Genomic DNA, 22000 nt, shown 5'->3' with positions numbered 1-22000 from the left:
TGCTTTACCGCTCATCGAACTGCGATTGCAGGAGGTGGGCTGACCATACATTTGCTTACTTTGATCCTTCAAAGTCAGTCGCCGAGGGGCGAAAAGGTGACTTGAGTCGTAAACAAACATCACTGATATCACAGAACCGCAGTGTGATGCTCCGCGCCACAGACCTGCGCGGCATACTCAGGATAGGACGCAGAGCGTCCAGAACGGCGTGCGACGCAGAGCGTCGCACGATAATTGAAGCGGCATCACGACGGAGCGCCGCACGATGGTTGAAAATGCAGCGCCTGGGCCATCGTCTTCTTGAGCAAGCTCACCCCAAAGGTGCATATCCAGCCTGATACTGCAATTCACCCACCCCCTTCCTGGGCTCTTCAAGATGTGTGTATAGCCGAGCGCGAAGCGACTTTGGCTCCGCCCCGTTTTCAGGGGCTTGAGGGTCTACGCAATCTCGACAAACACAGCGCACATCAAGCAGGCATGGTCCACGGCATAAGGTCGTAACCTTCATTGCGGATTTCTGCGCGGGCCTGTTCCAGAACACTCGCCAGCTGCCGCTTGTCCGAGTACGTGCTGCTCGAAATCTGCTTGCGACCGATACGGTTGCTGGTGCGGTCAATCACCGTCAGGCTCAATTCGCCGTTACCGTCCTGTGGTGCCCAGGCAACACACTGGAAGGGTTCAAAAGCGTGTCCAGCGATCAGAAGTGCATCGTTGAAGCGCAGTGGGGCGTTCATGGTCAAATCCTCAGGTGCCCATATCAGTTCAGTCACGTCGGCGGGCTAACCGTCCGGCTGGTTACTTGTGTTGATGAACGACAGGGGGGCATGAGTCACACCCTTCACAAAAAAACATACGGAATTTTTTTTGATGAACGCACGAATGATTTTCCAGGCGAACGGTATCCGCCGCATAGACCGTTAATGACGTCTGGTTATGAATATTAGATTCAAACGGTACAAGGTCGCGTCAAATATTTGCTAGGGTGATAGTTGGGCTCGCCAACATGCTGTTTATAAAAAGTTTTTAAAAAATCAACTCGACGCCGGGCGCCAAGGAAACTTCATGCACGGACTGGCCCCAACGCAACGCCTGCTAATGATTGACGGCGCAGATGACTGTCATCCTTTGGTCACTGTTTTAAAGGATGCCGGATGGACGGTACACGACAAAACGCTGGATTCTGAGTCCGCCACGGACTACGACGTAGGCCTGATTTACCTCAAGGCTGATCATTTCGAACACCTGCGCGAACTCGAAGAACGTTTTACCCGCAGCAACATGCGCTGGGTCGCCGTGTTGTCAGCCAATGACCTGCGCCGCGAGAAAATCGGCGATTTTGTCTGCCGTTGGTTTTTCGATTTTCACACCCTGCCGTTCGATGTAAATCGCCTCCAGGCCTCGCTCGAAAAAGCGCTGATCAAGGTGGACCCCGCGCCACCGGCGTCCAGTGCCGGGCCCGAACTGCTGGGCGAAAGCCGACCGATCCGTGAACTGCGCAAGCTGTTGAGCAAGCTGGCACCCATTGACTCGCCGGTGTTGATCCGTGGCGAGCGCGGTGCCGGCAAAGAGTTGATTGCACGCAGCCTGCATGCCCAGTCCCAGCGCCGCGACAAACCCTTTGTGGTTGTCGATTGCGCCGCGCTCGCCGAACATTCGATCCACGCGGAGCTGTTCGGCGATGACACTGGCTCCGCGCACGAGCGCAGCATCGGGCTGATCGAAGCCGCGCACGGAGGTACGCTGTTGCTCGATGAAGTCGGCGATCTGCCGCTGGACACTCAGGCTGACCTGCTGCGCTTTCTGGAGGAGCGCAAAATCGAACGGCCGGGCGACAAAGAGCCGATAGCGGTTGACGTTCGGGTAGTGGCCGCGACCCGTGAGGACCTTGAAACAGCAGTGCGCAAAAAGCGTTTCCGCGAGGATTTGTATTACCAACTGAGCGTCCTGCAGGTGGGTATTGCGCCACTGCGTGAACGTCATGGTGATCTGGTTTTGCTGGCCAACCATTTCGCCCATGTGTTCAGCCAGGAAACCGGCAGGCGAGCGCGCAGTTTCAGTCAGGACGCGCTGGTTGCGCTGGGCAAGCACGACTGGCCGGGCAATGTGCGCGAGCTGGCCAGCCGGGTGCGGCGCGGGTTGGTGCTGGCCGAAGGCAAGCAGATAGAAGCAGCTAACCTGGGTTTGCTGGGCGAAGAGGATGTTGCCGGGAGCATGGGCACGCTGGAAGAGTACAAGTCCCGTGCCGAGCGGCAGGCGTTGTGCGATGTGCTGACGCGCCACAGTGACAACCTCAGTGTGGCGGCCAAAGTACTGGGCATCTCGCGGCCAACGTTCTATCGGCTGTTACACAAGCACCAGATCCGCTGAGGGTTTTTGCTGCCCCGCTGAGGGCCTTTTGCAGGTCCGCTGAGGCTCTTTATAGCTCCGCTGAAGGCTCCAGTAACAGCGAGACAGCCGCCATCGCCTGTTCACGGCGTTGTTGCCAGTCGCCGCCGATCACTTGAAAGGTCTGATGATGGCGGGCCAGCCACTCCCGGCCGGCGTCGAAAAAGGCCTGACGCTCGCGCAGGTGGGGCTGGCAGCGCTGCCCGTCGCTGATCCATTCCACGCCTTCGGGGGACAGCAGCAGGTGCAGGTCGTAGGTTCTGCTCAGCAACTGCTGTTCGATCCACGCCGGGCAATCGCCGAACAGGGCGCGGCTCCAGAGCAGGTTGCTCAGCAAGTGCGTATCAAGAATCAGCAAGCGGGGCAGCGCAGTACGTGCGGCGTCTTCCCAGGCCAACTGACCCTGAGCAATAGCCGGAATATCAACGTAGGTCGTATCGCGGTCTTGTTGATCAATGAAGTGACGCACGTATTCGCCGACCAGAACCCCGCCGAACCGACGCTGTATTTCGGCCGAGAGCCAGCTCTTGCCGCTCGATTCCGGGCCGGTCAGCACCAACACTCTCATCGCGCCAGCACCAGATCGTTGCGCCATTCGCGCCAGCCCTGTAAGGCCAGCAGGGTGAACAGCGCGTACAATGCAGCGGTCAGGTACAGCTCTTTATAGACAAACAGACCGACAAAAATCACATCGAGCAGGATCCACAGCGGCCAGCACTGAACGCGCTTTTGCGCCATCCATACCTGCGCCACCAGGCTGAAACCGGTCAGGGCTGCGTCCAGCCAGGGCTGTACGGCGTCGGTGAAGTGCGCCATGCCTGCGCCCAACGCGACACTGATGACCGCGCCGACCGCCAGCCCGTTAACAACCGAACGGCCAGGCAGTACCGTGACCCTTTTGATCGGCAAGCCGTTGCCGTGGCGCGTCCACTGCAGCCAGCCATAGACCTGTAAACCGGCGTAAATCACCTGCAACAGCATGTCCGAATACAGCTTCACATCGAAAAAAATCCAGATGTAGATCACCACCATCACCAGCCCGATCGGCCAGCACCAGGGATTCTGCTTCACTGTCAGCCAGACTGCGATAACGCCGATGGCGGCAGCGAAGAGTTCAAGCCCGGACATGGCGGCTCCTTGGTTAGGTGTATGAGGGTTGTGAGCGTCAGGGCGGCGATTGTATGCGCTTCTTTGTGCGGCGGGGAGCTTGAGTTGTGTCAGGTGCAACGCCAGCAGGCGCGCTGCGTGCGGGTCTGCTAGCATTCCGCGCCTGGCACTCGCTCGACGCGCAGTTTCAAGCTCGCTGCAGGTTCAAGCTACGTTCAGGCGTGCGGCGGCATAGTGGCAACCATTTTTTACACAACAACATCAAACAGCGAGCCTGCGGCATCGCTTCATGGGGGAATGATGGATCTTTGGACCGCTGCTCAGGCGTTGATATTGGGTATTGTGGAAGGGCTGACGGAGTTTTTGCCGATCTCCAGCACCGGGCATCAGATCATCGTCGCCGACTTGATCGATTTTGGCGGCGAGCGTGCCATGGCCTTCAATATCATCATCCAACTGGGTGCGATTCTGGCCGTGGTCTGGGAGTTTCGGCGCAAGATTCTCGACGTTGTTGTGGGCCTGCCCAAGCAGCAAGAGGCACAGCGTTTCACCCTCAACCTGCTGATCGCGTTCATGCCTGCGGTCGTATTGGGGGTGATCTTCGCCGACACGATTCACCACTACCTGTTCAACGCCATCACTGTGGCGACTGCGCTGGTGGTTGGCGGTGTGATCATGCTCTGGGCCGAGCGTCGGGTGCACACGGTGCGCACCGAGACCGTCGATGACATGACGTGGCGCGACGCGCTGAAAATCGGCCTGGTGCAGTGTCTGGCGATGATTCCCGGAACATCGCGTTCAGGCTCGACCATCATTGGCGGCCTGCTGTTCGGTCTGTCACGCAAGGCGGCGACCGAATTCTCGTTCTTCCTGGCCATGCCGACCATGGTCGGTGCGGCGGTGTATTCGGGCTACAAGTACCGTGACATGTTTCGCCCGGACGACTTCGCGGTCTTCGCCATCGGCTTCATCACCTCGTTCGTCTTCGCGATGATCGCTGTTCGCGCGTTGCTCAAGTTCATCGCCACCCACAGCTACGCGGTGTTTGCCTGGTATCGGATTGCCTTCGGCCTGCTGATTCTGGCGACCTGGCAGTTTGGCTGGATCGACTGGGCGTCGGCCAAGGCATGACGACCACACGCCGCACTGGCGCGCCTGCCAGCCGGGGCAGGGCGCCCGTTCAGCAACTGCGCCTCAAGCTGGTGGTGTTTGCGCTGTTGTGCGCGCTGCCGGTCTACGGATCGGCGTTGCTGTGGGTCAGGCAGGGCATGATGGTCCCGGCAATTGCCCTGACGGTCATGAGCCTGTTTGCGTTTATGCTTTATCGCCACGACAAGCGCCAGGCCGGAAACGGCGGCCAGCGCACGCCGGAAAACGTTTTGCACACGGTCGAGTTGCTGGGCGGCTGGCCGGGCGCATTACTGGCGCAACAGGTGTTTCGCCACAAGACCCGCAAGGTGTCTTTTCAGGTCGTGTTCTGGCTGATCGTGCTGGTGCATCAGGCGCTGTGGATCGACTGGCTGTTTCTGGGCAAGCGGTTGTGGCAGGCGTTACCCTTTTTGCAAGCAGTGCCTTTTTTGCAGGCAGCGCCTCTATAACTTCAGGCCGATCTGCTTCACTTTCGACAGTTTGCCCACAACCAGTTGGTGCGAGCGGGTCAGCAGGTCGCGGACTTCTTCGTCACTCAGCGTATGCAGGTCTGCCACGCTGACCCAGTGTGCCCGCGCCAGGTACGGCGCAGGACGTATGCCGGGCCGATCGACATAGCCCAGAAACAATTCCGGGTGGACCTTGAATGAGAGGTCCTGACCGGTCAGGTCCATGAGCGCGAACATCTTCTTTTCGACGATGGAAAACACCCGCACGCCGCCCCACTTGTAGTCCTCGCGCGCGCCGGGCAGGCTCAGGCAGAATCTGGCGATGTCTTCTTTGTACATGGAGTGGCCTCCTTGATCTGGCGTCGAACGCCAAGCTGTTCGATAGCCGCACGGATATTCGATCAGCGGATTGTATGCTGCCGCCACACTGATTAGTGTGCGGGTTTGCCTTTCTCTGGAGCCTCGTATGCCTGCTGTGCAACTCGCCGATGGTGAACTCAATTACCTGCTGGAAGGCCCGGCCGGTGCGCCGGTACTGGTGTTGTCCAATTCGTTGGGCACCGATCTGCACATGTGGGACAACCAGATTGCGGCGTTTACCGGTCATTTTCAGGTGTTGCGCTACGACACGCGCGGGCACGGTAAATCGGTGGTCAGTGAGGGCACTTACAGCATCGAGCAGAACGGTCGCGATGTTCTGGCGCTGCTTGATGCACTGGGCATTGGCAAGGCGTTTTTTTGCGGCCTGTCCATGGGCGGCCTGATCGGTCAGTGGCTGGCGATCAATGCGAGCGAGCGCTTGCAGCGGGTCGTGCTGTGCAACACGGCGGCAAAGATCGGCAACCCTGATATCTGGAACCCTCGTATCGACACCGTGCTGCGTGACGGGCATGCGGCGATGGTTGCGTTGCGTGACGCCTCGGTAGCGCGCTGGTTCACGCCTGCGTTCGCACTCGCCGAGCCGGATCGGGTCGACACGGTTGTCGGCATGCTGGCTCGCACCTCGCCGCAAGGTTACGCCGCCAATTGTGCAGCGGTGCGCGACGCCGATTTCCGTGAGCAGATTGCTTCGATCACGCTGCCGGTGCTGGTGGTCTGCGGCACCGAAGATGCTGTCACAACGCCTGCCGACGGCCGCTTCATGGTCGAGCGCATTCAGGGGGCGCAGATGATCGAACTGCACGCCGCGCACCTGTCCAGCGTCGAGGCCGGGGAGGCTTTTTCGGCGGCAGTGCTGGCGTTTTTGACTGCTGAGTAATCTGCAAGGCCCGAAAACCCGGTCTTGAGGCGCTTGCCACGGCGCTGCATACTCGCGGCTCTGAAAGCGAGGTGGCCGGGTGTTTGATCTCAACGATCTATTTTATTTCGTCCAGGTGGTCGAATGCCGAGGCTTTGCGCCTGCCAGCCGCAAGCTCGGGATCCCCAAGTCCAAGCTCAGTCGACGCATTGCCGGACTGGAAGAGCGCCTGGGCGTTAGCCTGATTCATCGTTCGACCCGCAAGTTTGCCGTGACTGAAAGCGGTCGTGATTATTACGGCCATTGCGTGGCGATGCTGGTGGAGGCCGACGCTGCCGAAGAAGCCATTCAGCGTTCCAAATCCGAACCTCAGGGCAAGGTGGTTATCAGTTGCCCGCCTGCGATGGCAGCCATGGGCATCAACGAGGCCATTGCCGGTTTCATGGCGGCGCACCCCAAAGTGCAGGTGCACATCGAAAGCACCAACCGGCGTGTCGATCCGCTGATCGAGAACATCGATATTGCATTGCGGGTACGTTTTCCGCCGCTGGAAGACGACGGTCTGGTGGTCAAAACGCTCGGCCACAGCGCGCAACGGCTGGTTGCACACCCTGATCTGGCTGCGCTGCTCCCGGCTAACGCATCATTTGAAGCGTTAGCCAGGCTGCCGAGTCTTGATGTGACCTCTTCCACGCCGGAACATCGCTGGCTGCTGGAAAACGGACCGGGCCATTATGTCGAAGTGCGGCACGCGCCGCGGCTGGTCAGCTCGGACCTGGACGCTATCCTGCAAGCCGCTCTACAGGGTGTCGGGGTGGCGCAACTGCCGGAAATTCTGGTCAGGGAAGCCTTGCAGCAGGGCCGTATGGTGGAGCTGTTCGATGCGCATCGACCCAAGTGCGGCATTCTGCACGCAGTGTTCGTCTCGCGCCGGGGTCTGCTGCCCGCCGTCAGGGGCTTGCTGGATGCCTTCGAGAGCTCGTTCACGGAACTGACGCACAATCCAGAGTCGCTTTATTGTTCCTTACATAGAACGAACAGTCGCATTCAGGGCGACTAATCAAACATTACGATCACAGATAGGATGCTCCTCACTTGGTCGCCCACCGGCGATACTCACTTGGGAAGCCCGTTATGAACATTCTGCACCTTGATTCCAGCATCCTCGGCGATCATTCCGCTTCGCGTCAGCTGTCCCGTGATGTTGTCGAGGCTTATAAAAGCACCCACGCCGATAGCCACGTGACCTATCGCGATCTGGCCAGCGAAGCCCTGGGGCATTTCTCTGCGGCCAGCCTTGCCGCAGCGGGCACTCCGGTAGAAGCACGTGATGCCGCGCAGCAGCAGGAAGTCGACAATAACGAAGCCACGTTGCAGCAGTTTCTCGACGCCGACGTGCTGGTGATCGGTGCGCCGATGTACAACTTCAGCATTCCGTCGCAGTTGAAAGCGTGGATTGATCGCATTGCTGTTGCGGGTCGCACTTTCCGTTATTCCGAAGCCGGGCCTGAAGGCCTGTGCGGCGGCAAGAAAGTCATTATCGTTTCCACTTCCGGTGGTCTGCACCAAGGGCTGCCAACCGGCGCTGGCCACGAAGAGTTGCTCAAGGCACTGTTTGCCTTCATCGGTATCACCGACCTGCAGTTCGTTCGCGCACACGGCCTGGCGTACGGCGAAGAGCCTCGCGCCAACGCCATGGCCGCCGCGAAGCAGCAGATCGAGAGCGAGCTGTTGGCCGCCTGATCGGTAGTCGCTTGAATAAAAAGCTCCACACTCGGCGCACGGTTTTACGTCGGGTTGTGGAGTTTTTTTGTACGGGGCACGCTGGCTGCAACCTTGACAGCTTCCTTACAGGTAAACGGGCCATGACGGTATTAAACTGACGGCATTGCAGGGCGTTTTTTCAGCTTTTGCGAAACGGTTCAACACTGCGAAAAACAGCAGGGTGATTGTGGCCCGGCTTGTGCACTAATTCTGTTTTCAACACTCTCATCTGGGTGAGAACGGCGCGCTGGAGCAAGATGCTCGACACAAGCGCTTAACGGACTGTCCGGACCAGGTTTCCGGAATTGCAAAGGTTGGGCCTTGCCATGGTACGTCTTTGTGCAGTGATGCTGGTTTGCCTGCTCGATAGCCTGATTTCGGTGCACGCTCAGGCGGATGAAGCCTGGAGCGCGGGCTACCGCGCACTGAGTTTCCCCGACCCGCTGGATTCACAGCCCGTGCAGGCCATTGCGTTCTACCCCTCAACCGGCAGCGAACACCTGAGCACCATTCACGGCTACCGCGTCGAAGCCAGTGAAGATGCGCCGATTGCGATGGGCCGCTTCCCGTTGTTGCTGCTGTCCCACGGCAACACCGGCACGCCGCTGGCGCTGCACGACCTGGCAACGTCGCTCGCCCGTCAGGGCTTTGTGGTGGTTGCGGTGGTGCACCCCGGCGACAACGACCGTGATCACAGTCGCCTGGGCAGTTTGAGCAATTTGTATGGCCGCCCATTGCAGATCTCCGAAGCCATCAGCACCGCCTTGCTCGACCCCCTACTCGCGCCTTATCTCAATGCCCGTCAGGTGGGCGTGATCGGCTACTCCGCAGGCGGCGAGACCGCGCTGATACTGGCAGGCGCGCAACCTGACCTGCAGCGCCTGCGCCAATACTGCCTGGAACGCCCGACAGACCGTGACGCCTGCAAGACTCAGGGCGAGCTGGTTGCCGACCGGGATGACTTGCACGCCCAGGCTGACCCTCGGGTCGGTGCGCTGATGTTGATGGCACCGTTGAGCCTGATGTTTGGCCGTCACACACTGGGTGATGTCCATGTGCCGGTGCTGATGTACGCCGGCGATGACGATCAACTGTTGGCGCTCGACAGAAATGCCGAAGCGCTGGCGCGCAAGCTGCCACAGGCACCGGACTACAAGCTGTTGGCGGGGGCAGGGCACTTTGTCTTCATGGCACCGTGCAGTGACGAGCAACGCGAGGCCGCCCCGTTACTGTGCAACGACCCGGACGGTGTGGACCGCGAAGACATTCACCGCAACCTGAGTGCCGAAGCCGTGCGGTTTTTCAGCGCAGCACTCAATTCCTCCGATGCTGATCATTCAGGCATGCAAACTGCCCATCATCAGTGATGTGCAGCCTGTAGTCGGCGTCAGCGACAGCCGCTCAGGCGTTCAGCGAGCTCAGGTAGTCGCCGAATCCGCCTCTGGCCTTGGAGTCCAGGCGTGTGCTAGTCGTCACTCTTGGGCGGCAGCTCCAGGCGATTCGCGCGCCGATCAGTTCCAGCTGGCGTACCAGATGGACATCTTCGTGGCAGGTCAGTGACGGAAACCCGCCCGCGCTGATGTAGGCAATCGAACTCACGCCCAGATTGGCCCCGTGAATGTGTCGATGACCATCACGTTGCTGGTAATGCTTAAGGTAAGCCGCCTGGGCGGCGGCCGAGATCTCATTGTTCCAGTCTCCTGGTGTGACGGTTCCGCATACCGCGTCGGCATCCAGCGCCAATTGCTCGGCCAGCCAGTCACTGGCCACGCTGCTGTCGCCATCAGTGCATGCGAGCCAGCGTGCGCCTCTGTCGAGCAGGAATGCAGCACCTTCAGCGCGTGCCTGCCCGACATTGCGTGCAGTCACTTCGAGAATCATCACACCGTGCGCGCGTGCGATCTCAGCCGAGCGATCAGTGCAACTGTCGAGAACCACCAGCACTTCCACCTGCTCGCCCTTGAGGGCCGGGTGCGCGGCAGCCTGTTTTATCGTTTCAAGACACAAATCGAGTAGCTGCTCTTCATTGTGCACCGGGATCAATATGCCGATCATCGGAGAATTCCTGTTCTGCCACGGAGGTTCCATCACGACTCCACAGGTCCAGCAGAAAATCCTGTTCGTGATGACTGAAAAGTCGGTGCATGGATAGCCGTTCGGCCAGGATCGCGTGGACCGCCTGCGCGTTCAGCGGGCAGCCCTCGATGTCCGGGCGCCAGTGACAGGCGAGCAGTTGGCCATCCGGCGACAGCGCCGCCAATGCGCAGTCGATCAGGCGATGCAGGTCAGCGGCGTCCAGGTAATAACCCAGTTCACTGAAGACGATCAGATCAAACTGCCCCGCCGGCCATTGGTGCGGCAAGCGGGCTTGCACAACTCTGGCATGGGGCACATCTGCCAGACGCTGGCGCGCCAGTTCGACTGCTTGGGTCGATGTGTCACAACACACCAGCATGTCGCAGCGTTCGGCAAGGTCGGCGCTGAGTTCGCCATTGGCGCAACCGGGCTCGAATATCGCCCTGTAGCGCTCGCGGGGCAGGGCGGCGAGCGTCAGGGCGCGCTTGCGTCGCTCGTACCAGCGCTGTTTGAACGCCCACGGGTCGTCGTTGTTACGGAATAACTCATCGAAATAGCTGTCGGCGACGCTCATGTAAACACCACCTCAAAGGGTTGCAGCAGGCGCTCCAGAACAGCCTCGGGCAGTACCGGCGCCAAGCCGATGGCGGGGTCGCCCTGCAACTGACTGGTAAAAGCCTGAGCAGCACTGCGTTTGTGCGCGAGTGTCGTGGGGTCCAGCAACAGTTTGCGAGCACGATCCCAGGGCAAACGCTCGTCCTCGGGGTCAGCCCAGTGCCAGGCCCAGATCGGTACTTCGTGAAGCTGCGCGCCGGTTATGGCGCAGGCTCTGGCACTGGCGCGGCCGACGGCTTCATGATCGGGGTGGCCGTCGCCTGCCCAAGTGGCAAACACCACATCGGTGGGCCCCAACTGCTGGGCAAGAAACTCCACCAGCCGGTCTTCATGTTCGCCAAGCGTGCCATCTGCAAAGCCGCCTCTTGTCCAGGCGAGCTGTTCAAGGGGGATTTGGAGACGGTTCAGGGCTTGCGCGCTTTCCTGAGGACGGCAGTCTGCAAGGCGCTCGACAGGCCAGAGCGCCGAGCCCGGATGGCTGGCGGTGCCGTCGGTCACCGAAATCAGCAGCAGGTTGCGTTGCAGTTGCGCCAATTGGCTCATCAGGCCGCCGCAGCCAAGTATTTCATCATCCGGGTGCGGGGCGATGATCACCGCCCGGCAGTTGGGCGGCACCAGCAGGTCGGCGGTGATCGCCGGCAATGCGCCCAGTCTGGCCGAGGCATTCCAGGCGGCCAGCGGTGTGCCTTGGTCCGATGCGTTGTCGCTCACTACAAAGGCTTCACTCATGACCGTACACTTTCATACATGCACTCTCATAATGACCAGGGCCGGACAGCCTGCGACTGCTTGCCAGCCAACTGGCCCAGCGCCGCCAGATCCTGCTCGGCGTGGCTTTGTCGTAAAAAGACCGGCAGATCGGTAATCAATCGGGCGAAATGCGGGTCCTTGCAGTAAGGGCCAGCGCCGACTGCGCGGCCTACATGTTGAATGACCAGCTCTGCGGACTGCTCGACATAGGCTCGGCAGCGCCGGGCCAGAATTTCAGCGGGTTCCGTCGGTGCCTGATCCAGGTGCACGGCAGCGGCACGCAGGACGTCAATTGCAGCGTGCAACGCCACGTCTACCGCGCCCAGATGGGCGAGGGCGTGCGGCTCTTCACGTTTGCCGATGTGCGCAAGCAGGCGCTGCGCAATGGAGCGGGACGCGCCATACCAGCAGGCTGCGATGCCGATGCCGCCGTGCCAGAAACCGGGTCTTTGCAGGTAGCCGCCGGGTGCGCCGACAAGCTGTCCGTCGGCATTCTCGAACACCACCTCGACGCTGCCCGTGGCACCCATGCCCACTGCACGCCAGCCATCTTTGGTGATGTGCACACCGGGTTGATCGAGGCGCACCGCAACCAGTTGCTGGCGATGCGCTTCGTCCCATACGGTGATCAATGCGTGGCTCAGGGCATTCGCGCCTGAGCACCAGGCCTTGCGGCCGTTCAGGCGAAGCGAATCGCCTTTGCCACTTAATGTCACCCGCGCCTGCGGCGGCTCTGCCGCCCACATGCCCCAGGTGCTGAATTGTTCGGGGGGCGGGGCACCCAGTTCGGCCATGATCGCCAATGCATCTGTGTGCCCCTCGTACAACTTGCACAACCCCAGGTCGTGGCCTGCCACGCAGGCCAGCGCCTGCCAGCGCTCAAGAGTCTGACCGCAGGCAGGCAGGGGGAGTTGGTCCAGACCTTCATTGACCAGTGCCTGCAAGCACTCGCCCAGCGCGCGCGTATCGGCATAGCCATGCTTGCGCCAGTCGAGAAACTCACTCAAGGCATCAGTCATTGCTGATCTTCACGCTTGACTTCAAACAGCAGCAGCGAACGTGGGGTGACGGTGTAATGCGAACCGAACGCAAACTGCTCCTTGCTGCGTGCATCGTCCTGATTAGTGTCGATCAGGCACTCGTAATGGGTGCCTTCCGGTACTTCCGGCAAGGTGAAGTTGACGCCGTCATGGTGCGAGTTGACCACCAACAGCAGCGTGGCGTCGGCACCCGGACGACGAATGCCGGTTTCCTGCGCGCGGCCATCCATCAGCATGCCCAGGCAGCGGCCGTTGGCATCGTGCCACTGCTCGACACTCATTTCTTCGCCACTTGGCGCAAGCCAGGTTACGTCCTTGACGCCGATTTCTTCGTTGTAGTCGCCGACCAAAAAGCGGCTACGACGCAGGATAGGGTAGCTCTGACGCAACTTGATCACACGGGTGACGAACTTGAGCAGCGCTTCGCCGTCTTCGTCCAGGTCCCAGTTGATCCAGCCAATTTCACTGTCCTGGCAATAGGCATTGTTGTTGCCGTGCTGAGTGCGCGCGAATTCATCACCGGCAACGATCATCGGCGTGCCTTGAGCCAGCAGCAATGTGGCGAAGAAGTTACGCATCTGGCGCAGACGCAGGGTGTTGATTTCCGGGTCTTCGGTCGGACCTTCGACGCCGTGGTTCCAGGACACGTTGTTATTGCTGCCGTCCTGGTTGTTTTCGTCGTTGGCCTCGTTGTGCTTGTCGTTGTACGACACCAGGTCGTGCAGCGTGAAGCCATCGTGCGCAGTGATGAAGTTCACCGACGCCTGAGGGCGGCGACCGCGCTGGTTGAACATGTTGCCCGAAGCAGTCATGCGTGCAGCGAAGTCGGCCAGTTGGCCTTCGTCGCCTTTCCAGAAGGCCCGCACGGTGTCACGGAACTTGTCGTTCCATTCCATCCAGCCCGGCGGGAAGCCGCCCACTTGATAGCCACCCGGGCCGCAATCCCAAGGCTCGGCGACCAGTTTGACCTGACGCAGGACCGGGTCCTGACGGCACGCAACCAGGAAGCTGTGACGCTCATCGAAACCATCGTGGTAACGACCGAGAATGGTCGCCAGGTCGAAACGGAAGCCGTCGACGTGCATTTCCGACGCCCAGTAACGCAGCGAGTCGGTGACCATCTGCAATACGCAAGGGTGGCTCAGGTCGAGGGTGTTGCCGGTACCGGAATCGTTGATGTAATAGCGTTTGTCGTCCGGCATCAGCCGGTAATACGAGGCGTTGTCGATACCGCGCATCGACAGGGTCGGACCCAGCTCGTTGCCTTCGGCGGTGTGGTTGTAGACCACGTCGAGAATGACCTCCAGGCCTGCATGGTGCAGGTGCGCGACCATTTCCTTGAACTCGGCGATCTTGCCGCTGGCCAGGTAGCGCGGGTCCGGGGCGAAGAACGCGATGCTGTTATAGCCCCAGTAGTTGGTCATGCCTTTTTGCAACAAATGCTGATCGTTGACGAACGCATGGATCGGCAGCAGCTCGACAGACGTCACGCCCAGCTTGCGGATGTGATCGACGACGGGCGCTGATCCCAGGCCTGCAAACGTACCGCGTAACTCTTCCGCGACCTCAGGGTGGCGCATGGTGATGCCGCGCACGTGGGTCTCATAGAAAATGGTCTTGTCCCACGGCGTACCGACGCGCTGATCGCGGCCCCAAGTGTAGGCCTCGTCAATCACCTTGCTTTTTGGCACGAACGGCGCGCTGTCGCGCTCGTCGAAGCTCAGGTCGCCGTCAGCATGGCCGATGGTGTAGCCGAACAACGCTTCCGACCATTTGAGCTCACCGACCAACTGCTTGGCGTACGGGTCGATCAGCAGTTTGTTGTGGTTGAAGCGATGGCCGTTCTTCGGATCGTAAGGACCATAAACACGGTAGCCGTAAATCAGCCCAGGGTGAGCGTCGGGCAGATAGCCGTGGTAGATCTCGTCGGTGTATTCCGGAAGCTCGATACGCTCCAGCTCTACTTCACCGGTCGAATCGAACAGGCAGAGTTCGACTTTGGTGGCGTTGGCCGAGAACAGGGCGAAGTTTACACCCAGACCATCCCAGCTGGCACCGAGAGGGAAGGGAAGCCCTTCACGAATGCGCGTCGGGGTGCTGGCAGAACTGTCGTGCGAAGCGGAGCTTTCATCTGCCGCTGGAGTTGACTTCGTATTCATGGTGCCTTCCTGACGTCTAATGATTTTCTGAGCGGCCAAGACCGCTATCGAAGCCGCAGGGGCTCCAACATCGAAGATAAAGTATGGGGTTGCAGCAGGTCCCGTCTCTGGATCAGAGCGGGACCTGTAACAATGGACTGGCACCGAGCCAGAAGAGTTTCAAGAATTTGACGGCTTGCGCGGCTTCTTGGCAGCAGCAGGTTTGGCAGGTGCATCTTTTTTGGCCGGCGCACTGGACGCCGCCGCAGTTGCCGGTTTTGCAGCCGGCTTGGCCGCAGGCTTCGGAGCTGCTTTAGGCGCTGCCTTGGGTTTGCTGTCGGCCGCAGGCTTTGGCGCAGGAGCCGACTTGGCCACCGGCTTGGCCGCGCCTTTGGCAGGCGCCTTGGCGCTGTCTACCTCAGGCAGTTTCGGTTTGGTGGATTTGCGCACGGTGGACTTGTTGGGTGCCAGTGCCTCGGCCTCTGCCAGCTTGCGCGCCATTTCCCAGTGACGCTCATCATGACCGGAGGGTTTACCTTCCGATTCCCAGATCTGATAGGCAAAATCGCGAATTCTTTTTTCGTCTGCACTCATCTTGAGACTCCCAGCTATTACGTAGTTTGAATAAGCAAATTGACGGAAAATCTTTCAAGCGCTGCACTGAGCGGTATTTCCCGATCAGTCATTACCACAACGTCAGAAAAGAGCCCCTTCCAGTCAGAATCGGAATCGGCAAACGGCAGCATTATCCGCGTGTCGCCCCAATTGGCAGCATTAATCAATGGAGTTTGTGCGGTACCCAATAGTTCACTGCTTATGCGTGGGACTACGATGACAGCGCGCACTCCTTGCGTCTCCCGGGCAAACGCCATCACCTGATCGGCGTGGCTGCCCTTTATCTCAAGGGGCTGGTAGCTCCCCTCGCTGAACAGCGCCGGGTACTGGGCCCGCAGGTTCAGCACCTTCGAGATCAGCGCCTGTTTGATCCGGCCATCCTGCCAGTTGCTCAACAGGTCGGCAGCGCTAGCGTCCTGCGCCAGCGCCTTCTGCCGGGCTGCATAATCCACCGGCCGGCGGTTGTCCGGATCCACCAGACTAAAATCCCAGAACTCGGTGCCCTGATACAAATCGGGCACGCCGGGCACGCTCAAGCGTAGCAAGGTTTGCGCCAGACTGTTGAGCGCACCAGCGGTGGCAATACGGTTGGCCGTCGCACTCAGGGACTGACGCAGCGCAAGCGCTTCTGGCGCGAGCAGCAGGCGTTCCAGAAACTCGCGGCAGGCCGTTTCGTAAGGCTGGTTAGGCGCGCTCCAGCTGCTTTGCAGCTTGGCTTCGCGCAGGGCTTTTTCCTGCCACTGGACCATACGCTTGGCGTAATCCTGATGGGCTTGTTCGCCTTCCAGGCCTAGCGGCCAGCTGCCCAGCAGTGCCTGATAGAGCATCAACTCGTCGCCCGCACTGATAGCGGGCTCGTCACCTTTCAGCGGCACGGCCAGCTGTCGCCAGCGCTCAACCTGTTCGGCGTACCACGGCGCACATTCACTCAGTACCGCAAGGCGTGTACGGGTGTCTTCGCCGCGCTTGTGGTCATGGGTGGCGGTGGTCAGCAAATTGTCAGGAAATTTTTCCAGACGCTCCAGGCAGACCGCGTGGAAGTCCTCCACCGGGGCGCTGAAATGCTGCGGATGAAAGCCCACATCGTTGCGCGACAGCAGCACCGCAGAGCGGTAGAAAGATGTGTCCTCGACCGACTTGGCGGCGACAGGGGAGGTCAACTGCTGGAAGCGCACGCAGGCATTCTTGTACAGCTTGCGCAGGTGCCCGCGCGGCAGTTGTCGCCATGACTCGCCGCCCAGCCAGCGTGCCAGATAATCGAGCACCGGCCAGTCGCCTTCGTTCAGCGTGGTACGAGCGCCTTCCATGGCCTGCTGGAAGTAACGATCATCTTGTTCAGAGCGACCGCACACCGAAATGTAGGTGCGGTAGATCGGGAAATTCACCACCAGCGCCAGCAAGGCCCGGCGAATCGCCCCCAGTGTCAGGTCGCGGCTCATCAGGTCGCTGCGTGCCACTTGCAGCAATGACTGCGCGACGTTCTCGAAATCGCCCGCCAGCGTGCCGTGCAGCACCAGATCGCGGGCCACCAGCACTTCCTGATCAAAGTCAGCGGTACGCTCTGCCAGTCGGCTCCACAGCTCGCCCAGGGGCTCTTTGCCCTTGGGATCGTGTTGCAGTAGCGACACCTGATTCATGAATTCGTAACCGGTCGTGCCGTCTACGCTCCAGTCCTCGCGCAGCGGCTCATCCGGGCCGAGGATTTTCTCGACGAAGATCGGCAAATGTTCAATTTGCGCCTCGGCAGGGCGCTGCTTCAACAGGCTTTTGACCCGGCGATGCAATTTGCGGCCATAGCCGCGCGGGTTGGCCAGGCCGTCAATGTGATCGATACGCAGCCCGTCAACCAGGCCGTCCGCGATCAACTGAAAGATTTTGCCGTGAGTGGCCTCGAAGACCTGCGGCCGCTCGACGCGCAAGCCGCCCAGCTCGTTGATGTCGAAAAAGCGCCGCCAGTTGATGTCATCGCCAGCGGTACGCCAGCTGGCCAGACGATAATGCTGACGTTCAAGCAACTGATGCAGACGCTGGAAACCCTCCGGTTTGCTGGAGTCGAAGTGCGCAAGAATCTGCTCGATAGCCTGCGAAACCTGCGCATCCTTGGCCAGTTCAGCCAACTCGGCCCTCGCCTGACGTGCGCGTTCATACGCCTGCGGGTATTGCGCCAGCGCGGTGAAGCGCTGCGCCACTTCCTTCAGTTGCGGGTGTTCCACTGCCTGCAATAACAAGTCATACGTCAGCGGGCAGATCGGGAAGTGATGCTGGTAGTGCTCGATGTAAAACGCGCCGCGCTCGGCGTCGAAGCGCAAGGGGATTTCTCCGGCCTGCAGCACGGTGCCGTAATCAGTGCTCAAAAACGGCAGCAACAATTGGCCTTCCAGCAGCGGGTCCGGGGAGTTCCACTGGATGTCGAAGAAGTCTGCGTAAGGGCTGCGACGCCCCCACTCCAGCAGGTCCAGCCACCATGGGTTATCGGCGCCGCCGACGGCCATGTGGTTGGACACGATATCAAGTATCAGGCCCATGCCGTGTTCGCGCAGGGTCGATACCAGGCGCAACAGGGCAGGTTCGCCGCCCAGCTCCGGGTTGATGACGGTCGGGTCGACCACATCGTAGCCATGCATGGAGCCAGCGCGGGCCTTGAGCAATGGCGACGCATAGATATGACTGATGCCAAGGCTGGCGAAGTAGGGCACCAGTGGCACGGCGTCATCAAGGGTGAAGTCTTTATGAAATTGCAGGCGTTGGGTGGCGCGCAAAGGCTGTAGTGGACGGTTCATCGGTCACGCTCCGCAGCTTGCAGCCGGGATTGGGACAGCAATTCCAGTCGTCGAGCAGCATGTGGATGATCAAGCAGGGAGGCAGCAGTGCCGGGCAGGCGCCTGCGCCAGTTTGGGTGGCTATCGATGGTGCCGGGCAGATTGGCCTGCTCCTCGACACCCAGTGCATCCTCCATTGGCAGCAGCACCAGTGGCGCACGCGTGTGGCCCAGATAACGCACACTCGCGTCGATAATCTGCTCCGGGTCCTCGCTGTCGGCGGGCATCTCTTCGATGTTCTGGCTCAAGGCGCGACGCAGGCTGTGGTATTCGCGCACACGTTCATCACGCCATTGGGCTTCGTGCTATTCATCGATGTGACCCAGGCGGGCGTTCCATTCGATGTCCAGCTCGCTGAGCCAGCCTGCCAACGTCGGCAGGTCATGCGTGCTGGTGGTGGCCAGTGCCTGATCGGACCAATCGAGGATCGGCTTGAACTGGCCGTTGTTCTGTTCGAACAACAGTACGCGCATGCCCAGAATCGCCCGTGCGCTGAGTTTCTCGCTAAGGCCTTCAGGAACGGTGCCGAGGTCTTCGCCCAGCACGATTGCCTTGTGCCGCCAGGATTCAAGGCTCAGCAGGCGCAGCATGTCGTCGAGCGGAAAATTGAGGTAGGCACCTTCGCTGGGCGGCGAACCCTGCGGGATAACCCACAAACGCTGCAGCCCCATGACGTGGTCGATGCGCAACCCGCCAGCATGGGCAAAGTTGGCACGCAGCATTTCGATGAAGGCACGAAACCCGTTGCGCTTGAGGCCATCCGGTGAAAAAGCCGAGATGCCCCAGCTTTGTCCGGCGCGGTTGAGGATATCGGGCGGCGCGCCGACGGTCAGGGCCGAGAGCAACTCATCCTGACGGCTCCAGGCCTGGCTACCGGCACCATCGGCACCCACGGCCAGGTCGGCGATCAGGCCGATGCGCATGCCGCTGCTGCGCGCGGCAACCTGCGCACGCTCAAGGCCACGGGCAATCAGCCATTGGGCAAAGGCATGGAAGCTGATCTGCTCGCCATGTGTTTCGGCAAATTGCGCGACAGCCTGGCTGCGCGGATCCTTGAATGTGTCCGGCCATTCGTGCCAGTTTTCGCTGATACCCAGCGTGGCCGATTCGGCGCGCAGGGCTTCAAAGCGACAATGATTTTCCAGCGCTTCACCACCGCTGTGGCGGAAACTGTTGAAGTCTTCGTGCAGTGGATGCGCGCCGGTGCTGAACACGTCGTAAAGGGCGTGAAACGCTTTCCATTTGGCGTTTGCTGCGCTTGGCCAGTCGATCAAGGACAGTGTTTCCAGGCGTGCCATTTCTTCACTTACGCCTGCATCTTCGATTGCCTGGAGCCAGGCACGCTCGCCGAGAACTGCGCCCGGCGCGGCATACAGGCTGTTAAGGAACAGCCGGCTGGACGGCGAGTACGGGCTGTAACGGTGTGGGTCGTTGGCGAACATGGCGTGAATGGGGCTGATGCCCAGCGCATCGGCTCCGCGCTCACCGGCCGAACGCACCAGCATTTCCAGTGCCTCCGTGTCGCCGAAGCCGCCATCACCTTCGCGGCGCAGGCTGTAAAGCTGCGCCGTCAGGCCCCAGCCGCGCGGCACTGGCGCATCGACAGCCATTGCCATACTGAAGCAGGTTTTCGGGGCAACAGCGAGGGTCAGGTGCTGGCCGGCAATTTCCAGCTGTTGATAGCCGACGGGCGCAAGTGCCGGCAATTCGCCGCTTGCGGTCAGCGTGGCGTCAATCGACGAGCCGTCTTCAAGGTGCAGCGTGAACGGTGTTTGCGCCGCAAACCATTCCGACAGGTCCAGATTGCTGTCCTGATCGACCGTCAGCAGGGGTGGGGCGCTTGCGCCATGACGGGCGAGCTGCAATTTTTGCAGGCTGGCATCAATGGCCTCACCGCTTTCAGCAGGATAGCCCAGCGCTTCCAGAACCTTGCGCAGCACATCAGGGCTGACGACCTGTGGCCTTGCGTTGGCATCGACCCAGTGCACCGACAGTCCTGCCTCGGTCGCAAGCCTCTCCAATTGCTCATTGTTCATCCTGTTCCTCCAGAACATCACTTGCTGTCAGGCTGACAATGGCCGTGTAAGGATTGAGGATTGCGTCAGGGGAAAGTTCGGACGATTTCGCAGCGCTGGAGAAAATCTCCCGGGCATGTGGTGCAGGCGTGGTTGCAACAGGCTGTTCGCTGAGGTTCAGGTCGATACGCAGCACGCTGCCGTCGCCCAGCGTCCAGCGTGCACTGACCGCCTTGTCGCCAAGGATCTCGGTGTTGAGGAAGCTCGCACCCTGCAGGCGCGGGACGATTTCCTGATGACGCAAGGCCAGCAATTGCGCGTAGTAATCGACCCATTGACGGTGTTCCAGACCTTTCTCGGTCTGCAGTTCTGTCGCTGAGAACGCCGGGCGGGAGGCCTCGAAGGTCTTGATGTCGTTGGGATCAGGAATGTGCTCGCGCTTTTCCGGATCGGCAAACGCTGCGAAGTCGGCGAACTCCTTGCGACGCCCTTCACGCACGGCATCGGCCAGCTCGCCGTGATGGCTGGTGAAAAACAGGAAAGGTTCGCTCGCGGCCCATTCATCGCCCATGAACATCAGCGGAATCATCGGCGAGAGCAACAACAGCGCAGTCGCGGCCCTGAGCGCATCAGGGGAACAGAGCTGTGGCAGACGCTCGCCGAGCGCACGGTTGCCGATCTGGTCGTGGTTCTGCAGGAACAGCACAAAGGCGCTGGGTGCAAGGTGGCCGCTGGGCTCGCCTCGGGTGTGCCCGTGACGCGTCTGTTCACCCTGGTAGACAAAACCTTCGCCGAGCAGGCGCGCAAGCTTGTGGGTCGGCTCTTTGGCGAAATCCGAGTAATAGGCATCGGTTTCGCCGGTCAACAGCACGTGCAGCGTGTTGTGCCCGTCATCGTCCCATTGCGCGTCGAAACCCTTGTCGAGCAGGCTGGCCTGATTGAACTCGTTTTCAAGGTTCAGCCACACATGCCTGGACGGTTCGATCCGCTCGCGCACGCGGGTGGCGAACTCGGGCAGGAAGGTCTCGTCGCGAATGGCGTGGACGGCGTCCATGCGCAGCCCGTCGATGCGGTATTCGAGCAGCCACATGAGGGCATTGTCGACGAAGAAATCCCGCACTTGCGGGCGCCTGAAATCGATCGCGTCGCCCCAGGGTGTGTGCAGGTCGCTGCGGAAAAACTCCTTGGCGTAACTGCCTAGGTAATTGCCGTCCGGACCGAAGTGGTTGTACACCACGTCCAGAATCACCATCAGGCCAACGCCATGTGCGGTGTCGATCAAGTGTTTGAGCTGCTCGGGAGTGCCATATGAAGACTGCGGGGCATAGTGCAGAACGCCGTCATAGCCCCAGTTGCGATCACCGGGGAACTGCGCCAGCGGCATCAGCTCAATGGCGGTGATGCCCAGCGCGGCGAGGCGCGCAAGATGCTTCTCGACCGCTGCATAGCCGCCCATTGCGCCGACGTGCAGCTCATAGATGACAGCCTCATGCCACGGACGACCGTTCCATGCGGTGTTTTGCCACGAATAGGCCTGGGGATCGACCACGATGCTTTGCGAATGAACGTCATCGACCTGCGCACGCGATGCCGGGTCTGGCACTTCGAGCGTATGGTCGACTTCGAAGCGGTATCGAGTACCCGCCTTGCAGCGGGCCTCAAGCACGAACCAGCCTTCTGGCTGGGGCAGCATGGCCAGAGACTGGCCATCCTGCAGTTCGACACTTACGTAGGAGGCATCCGGTGCCCAGAGGGCAAACCGGGTGTGTTCAGGGTCCAACAAAACGGCGCCGTGGCGCCAGTTATCGTCTGTACGCAGGGGCATCCATTAATCCTTAACC

The 22000-nt window shown here is 60.4% G+C and carries 19 protein-coding genes and 1 pseudogene; 7 read left to right on the top strand and 13 right to left on the bottom strand.

Translation table 11 applies throughout. From position 1 onward, the window contains the following. Window positions 1-467: 467 nt before the first annotated feature. The gene (locus QRN38_RS22855) at window positions 468-734 is read right to left on the bottom strand and encodes a hypothetical protein (RefSeq protein ID WP_005766263.1); all 267 of its coding nucleotides are present in this window, start codon (window positions 732-734) and stop codon (window positions 468-470) included. Between the two features lie 328 nt (window positions 735-1062). On the opposite strand from QRN38_RS22855, the gene QRN38_RS22850 reads away from it, so the two are divergent. Further along, a complete protein-coding gene (locus tag QRN38_RS22850) occupies window positions 1063-2367 on the top strand; it encodes a sigma-54-dependent transcriptional regulator (protein WP_011104402.1) in 1305 nt (434 codons plus the stop codon). A 49-nt stretch (window positions 2368-2416) separates the two neighbouring features. Here the strand turns inward: QRN38_RS22850 and QRN38_RS22845 are convergent, their stop codons facing one another. Both QRN38_RS22845 and pnuC read right to left on the bottom strand, forming a co-directional pair. Then, window positions 2417-2953 carry an AAA family ATPase gene (locus QRN38_RS22845; RefSeq protein WP_007246313.1) on the bottom strand — a complete coding sequence of 179 codons (537 nt, stop codon included), beginning with the start codon at window positions 2951-2953 and terminating at the stop codon, window positions 2417-2419. After that, window positions 2950-3513, bottom strand: a complete 564-nt coding sequence (gene pnuC / locus QRN38_RS22840) for a nicotinamide riboside transporter PnuC (protein WP_057415855.1) — start codon at window positions 3511-3513, stop codon at window positions 2950-2952. The genes QRN38_RS22845 and pnuC overlap by 4 nt, the downstream gene beginning before the upstream one ends. A 279-nt stretch (window positions 3514-3792) precedes the next feature. Between pnuC and QRN38_RS22835 the strand changes: the two genes are divergently transcribed. Together QRN38_RS22835 and QRN38_RS22830 are read left to right on the top strand one after the other, a co-directional pair. Further along, entirely contained in the window at window positions 3793-4623 is an 831-nt protein-coding gene (locus tag QRN38_RS22835; protein ID WP_005766254.1) for an undecaprenyl-diphosphate phosphatase, read from the top strand. Then, window positions 4620-5090 carry a DUF1294 domain-containing protein gene (locus QRN38_RS22830; RefSeq protein WP_007246312.1) on the top strand — a complete coding sequence of 157 codons (471 nt, stop codon included), beginning with the start codon at window positions 4620-4622 and terminating at the stop codon, window positions 5088-5090. The genes QRN38_RS22835 and QRN38_RS22830 overlap by 4 nt, the downstream gene beginning before the upstream one ends. On the opposite strand, the gene QRN38_RS22825 is transcribed toward QRN38_RS22830, so the two are convergent. Then, window positions 5085-5429, bottom strand: coding sequence for an MmcQ/YjbR family DNA-binding protein (locus QRN38_RS22825; RefSeq protein ID WP_007246311.1), 345 nt, complete (start codon window positions 5427-5429; stop codon window positions 5085-5087). The genes QRN38_RS22830 and QRN38_RS22825 overlap by 6 nt on opposite strands. Window positions 5430-5556: 127 nt before the next feature. Between QRN38_RS22825 and pcaD the strand changes: the two genes are divergently transcribed. The 4 genes from pcaD to QRN38_RS22805 all read left to right on the top strand — a co-directional run bounded on the left by pcaD (window position 5557) and on the right by QRN38_RS22805 (window position 9458). Next, a complete protein-coding gene (gene pcaD / locus QRN38_RS22820) occupies window positions 5557-6348 on the top strand; it encodes a 3-oxoadipate enol-lactonase (protein WP_057418424.1) in 792 nt (263 codons plus the stop codon). Window positions 6349-6427: 79 nt separating this feature from the next. Further along, complete coding sequence (locus QRN38_RS22815) at window positions 6428-7387, top strand: LysR family transcriptional regulator (protein WP_005766247.1); 960 nt, start codon at window positions 6428-6430, stop codon at window positions 7385-7387. Window positions 7388-7461: 74 nt separating this feature from the next. Further along, entirely contained in the window at window positions 7462-8070 is a 609-nt protein-coding gene (locus QRN38_RS22810) for an FMN-dependent NADH-azoreductase (RefSeq protein ID WP_007246309.1), read from the top strand. Between the two features lie 347 nt (window positions 8071-8417). Next, window positions 8418-9458, top strand: a complete 1041-nt coding sequence (locus QRN38_RS22805; protein WP_010200859.1) for an alpha/beta hydrolase family protein — start codon at window positions 8418-8420, stop codon at window positions 9456-9458. 34 nt (window positions 9459-9492) lie between these two features. Here the strand turns inward: QRN38_RS22805 and QRN38_RS22800 are convergent, their stop codons facing one another. From QRN38_RS22800 to treZ, 9 genes and pseudogenes are all read right to left on the bottom strand, one after another. After that, window positions 9493-10146: a glycosyltransferase family 2 protein gene (locus tag QRN38_RS22800; protein WP_007246307.1), complete on the bottom strand. Its 654-nt coding sequence runs from the start codon at window positions 10144-10146 to the stop codon at window positions 9493-9495. Continuing rightward, a complete protein-coding gene (locus QRN38_RS22795; RefSeq protein WP_007246306.1) occupies window positions 10115-10741 on the bottom strand; it encodes an SAM-dependent methyltransferase in 627 nt (208 codons plus the stop codon). The genes QRN38_RS22800 and QRN38_RS22795 overlap by 32 nt, the downstream gene beginning before the upstream one ends. Continuing rightward, window positions 10738-11511 (bottom strand): PIG-L deacetylase family protein, encoded by a 774-nt coding sequence (locus tag QRN38_RS22790; RefSeq protein ID WP_005766237.1) that lies wholly within the window; start codon window positions 11509-11511, stop codon window positions 10738-10740. The genes QRN38_RS22795 and QRN38_RS22790 overlap by 4 nt, the downstream gene beginning before the upstream one ends. Window positions 11512-11537: 26 nt before the next feature. Next, on the bottom strand, window positions 11538-12551 hold the full coding sequence (locus QRN38_RS22785) for an acyl-CoA dehydrogenase family protein (protein WP_005766234.1): 1014 nt from the start codon (window positions 12549-12551) through the stop codon (window positions 11538-11540). Beyond that, entirely contained in the window at window positions 12548-14731 is a 2184-nt protein-coding gene (glgX, locus tag QRN38_RS22780; RefSeq protein WP_007246305.1) for a glycogen debranching protein GlgX, read from the bottom strand. Before glgX ends, QRN38_RS22785 begins: the two co-directional genes overlap by 4 nt. Window positions 14732-14890: 159 nt before the next feature. Beyond that, a complete protein-coding gene (locus QRN38_RS22775) occupies window positions 14891-15304 on the bottom strand; it encodes a DUF2934 domain-containing protein (protein ID WP_054090768.1) in 414 nt (137 codons plus the stop codon). 17 nt (window positions 15305-15321) lie between these two features. After that, window positions 15322-18105 (bottom strand): malto-oligosyltrehalose synthase, encoded by a 2784-nt coding sequence (locus QRN38_RS22770; protein ID WP_057418425.1) that lies wholly within the window; start codon window positions 18103-18105, stop codon window positions 15322-15324. After that, a pseudogene (gene malQ / locus QRN38_RS22765) lies at window positions 18102-20180 on the bottom strand (4-alpha-glucanotransferase). The gene QRN38_RS22770 and the pseudogene malQ overlap by 4 nt, the downstream one beginning before the upstream one ends. Beyond that, window positions 20170-21984 carry a malto-oligosyltrehalose trehalohydrolase gene (gene treZ / locus QRN38_RS22760; protein ID WP_057418426.1) on the bottom strand — a complete coding sequence of 605 codons (1815 nt, stop codon included), beginning with the start codon at window positions 21982-21984 and terminating at the stop codon, window positions 20170-20172. Before treZ ends, malQ begins: the two are co-directional and overlap by 11 nt. Window positions 21985-22000 lie beyond the last annotated feature (16 nt).

It is taken from the genome of Pseudomonas sp. CFBP2511, from assembly GCF_030209255.1.
Lineage (GTDB): Bacteria > Pseudomonadota > Gammaproteobacteria > Pseudomonadales > Pseudomonadaceae > Aquipseudomonas > Aquipseudomonas avellanae.
Note: the sequence above shows the minus strand (reverse complement) of the source record. Positions and strands in the feature narration are given on the sequence as shown.

Bases quoted from the DNA above. Each gene is read 5' to 3' on its own strand.
- QRN38_RS22795 (WP_007246306.1), bottom strand. From the start codon at position 10,741: ATGAGCGTCGCCGACAGCTATTTCGATGAGTTATTCCGTAACAACGAC.
- QRN38_RS22835 (WP_005766254.1), top strand. From the start codon at position 3,793: ATGGATCTTTGGACCGCTGCTCAGGCGTTGATATTGGGTATTGTGGAA.
- QRN38_RS22775 (WP_054090768.1), bottom strand. From the start codon at position 15,304: ATGAGTGCAGACGAAAAAAGAATTCGCGATTTTGCCTATCAGATCTGG.
- QRN38_RS22805 (WP_010200859.1), top strand. From the start codon at position 8,418: ATGGTACGTCTTTGTGCAGTGATGCTGGTTTGCCTGCTCGATAGCCTG.
- QRN38_RS22770 (WP_057418425.1), bottom strand. From the start codon at position 18,105: ATGAACCGTCCACTACAGCCTTTGCGCGCCACCCAACGCCTGCAATTT.
- glgX (WP_007246305.1), bottom strand. From the start codon at position 14,731: ATGAATACGAAGTCAACTCCAGCGGCAGATGAAAGCTCCGCTTCGCAC.
- QRN38_RS22830 (WP_007246312.1), top strand. From the start codon at position 4,620: ATGACGACCACACGCCGCACTGGCGCGCCTGCCAGCCGGGGCAGGGCG.
- QRN38_RS22825 (WP_007246311.1), bottom strand. From the start codon at position 5,429: ATGTACAAAGAAGACATCGCCAGATTCTGCCTGAGCCTGCCCGGCGCG.
- pcaD (WP_057418424.1), top strand. From the start codon at position 5,557: ATGCCTGCTGTGCAACTCGCCGATGGTGAACTCAATTACCTGCTGGAA.
- QRN38_RS22810 (WP_007246309.1), top strand. From the start codon at position 7,462: ATGAACATTCTGCACCTTGATTCCAGCATCCTCGGCGATCATTCCGCT.
- treZ (WP_057418426.1), bottom strand. From the start codon at position 21,984: ATGCCCCTGCGTACAGACGATAACTGGCGCCACGGCGCCGTTTTGTTG.
- QRN38_RS22850 (WP_011104402.1), top strand. From the start codon at position 1,063: ATGCACGGACTGGCCCCAACGCAACGCCTGCTAATGATTGACGGCGCA.
- QRN38_RS22785 (WP_005766234.1), bottom strand. From the start codon at position 12,551: ATGACTGATGCCTTGAGTGAGTTTCTCGACTGGCGCAAGCATGGCTAT.
- QRN38_RS22845 (WP_007246313.1), bottom strand. From the start codon at position 2,953: ATGAGAGTGTTGGTGCTGACCGGCCCGGAATCGAGCGGCAAGAGCTGG.
- QRN38_RS22800 (WP_007246307.1), bottom strand. From the start codon at position 10,146: ATGATCGGCATATTGATCCCGGTGCACAATGAAGAGCAGCTACTCGAT.
- pnuC (WP_057415855.1), bottom strand. From the start codon at position 3,513: ATGTCCGGGCTTGAACTCTTCGCTGCCGCCATCGGCGTTATCGCAGTC.
- QRN38_RS22855 (WP_005766263.1), bottom strand. From the start codon at position 734: ATGAACGCCCCACTGCGCTTCAACGATGCACTTCTGATCGCTGGACAC.
- QRN38_RS22790 (WP_005766237.1), bottom strand. From the start codon at position 11,511: ATGAGTGAAGCCTTTGTAGTGAGCGACAACGCATCGGACCAAGGCACA.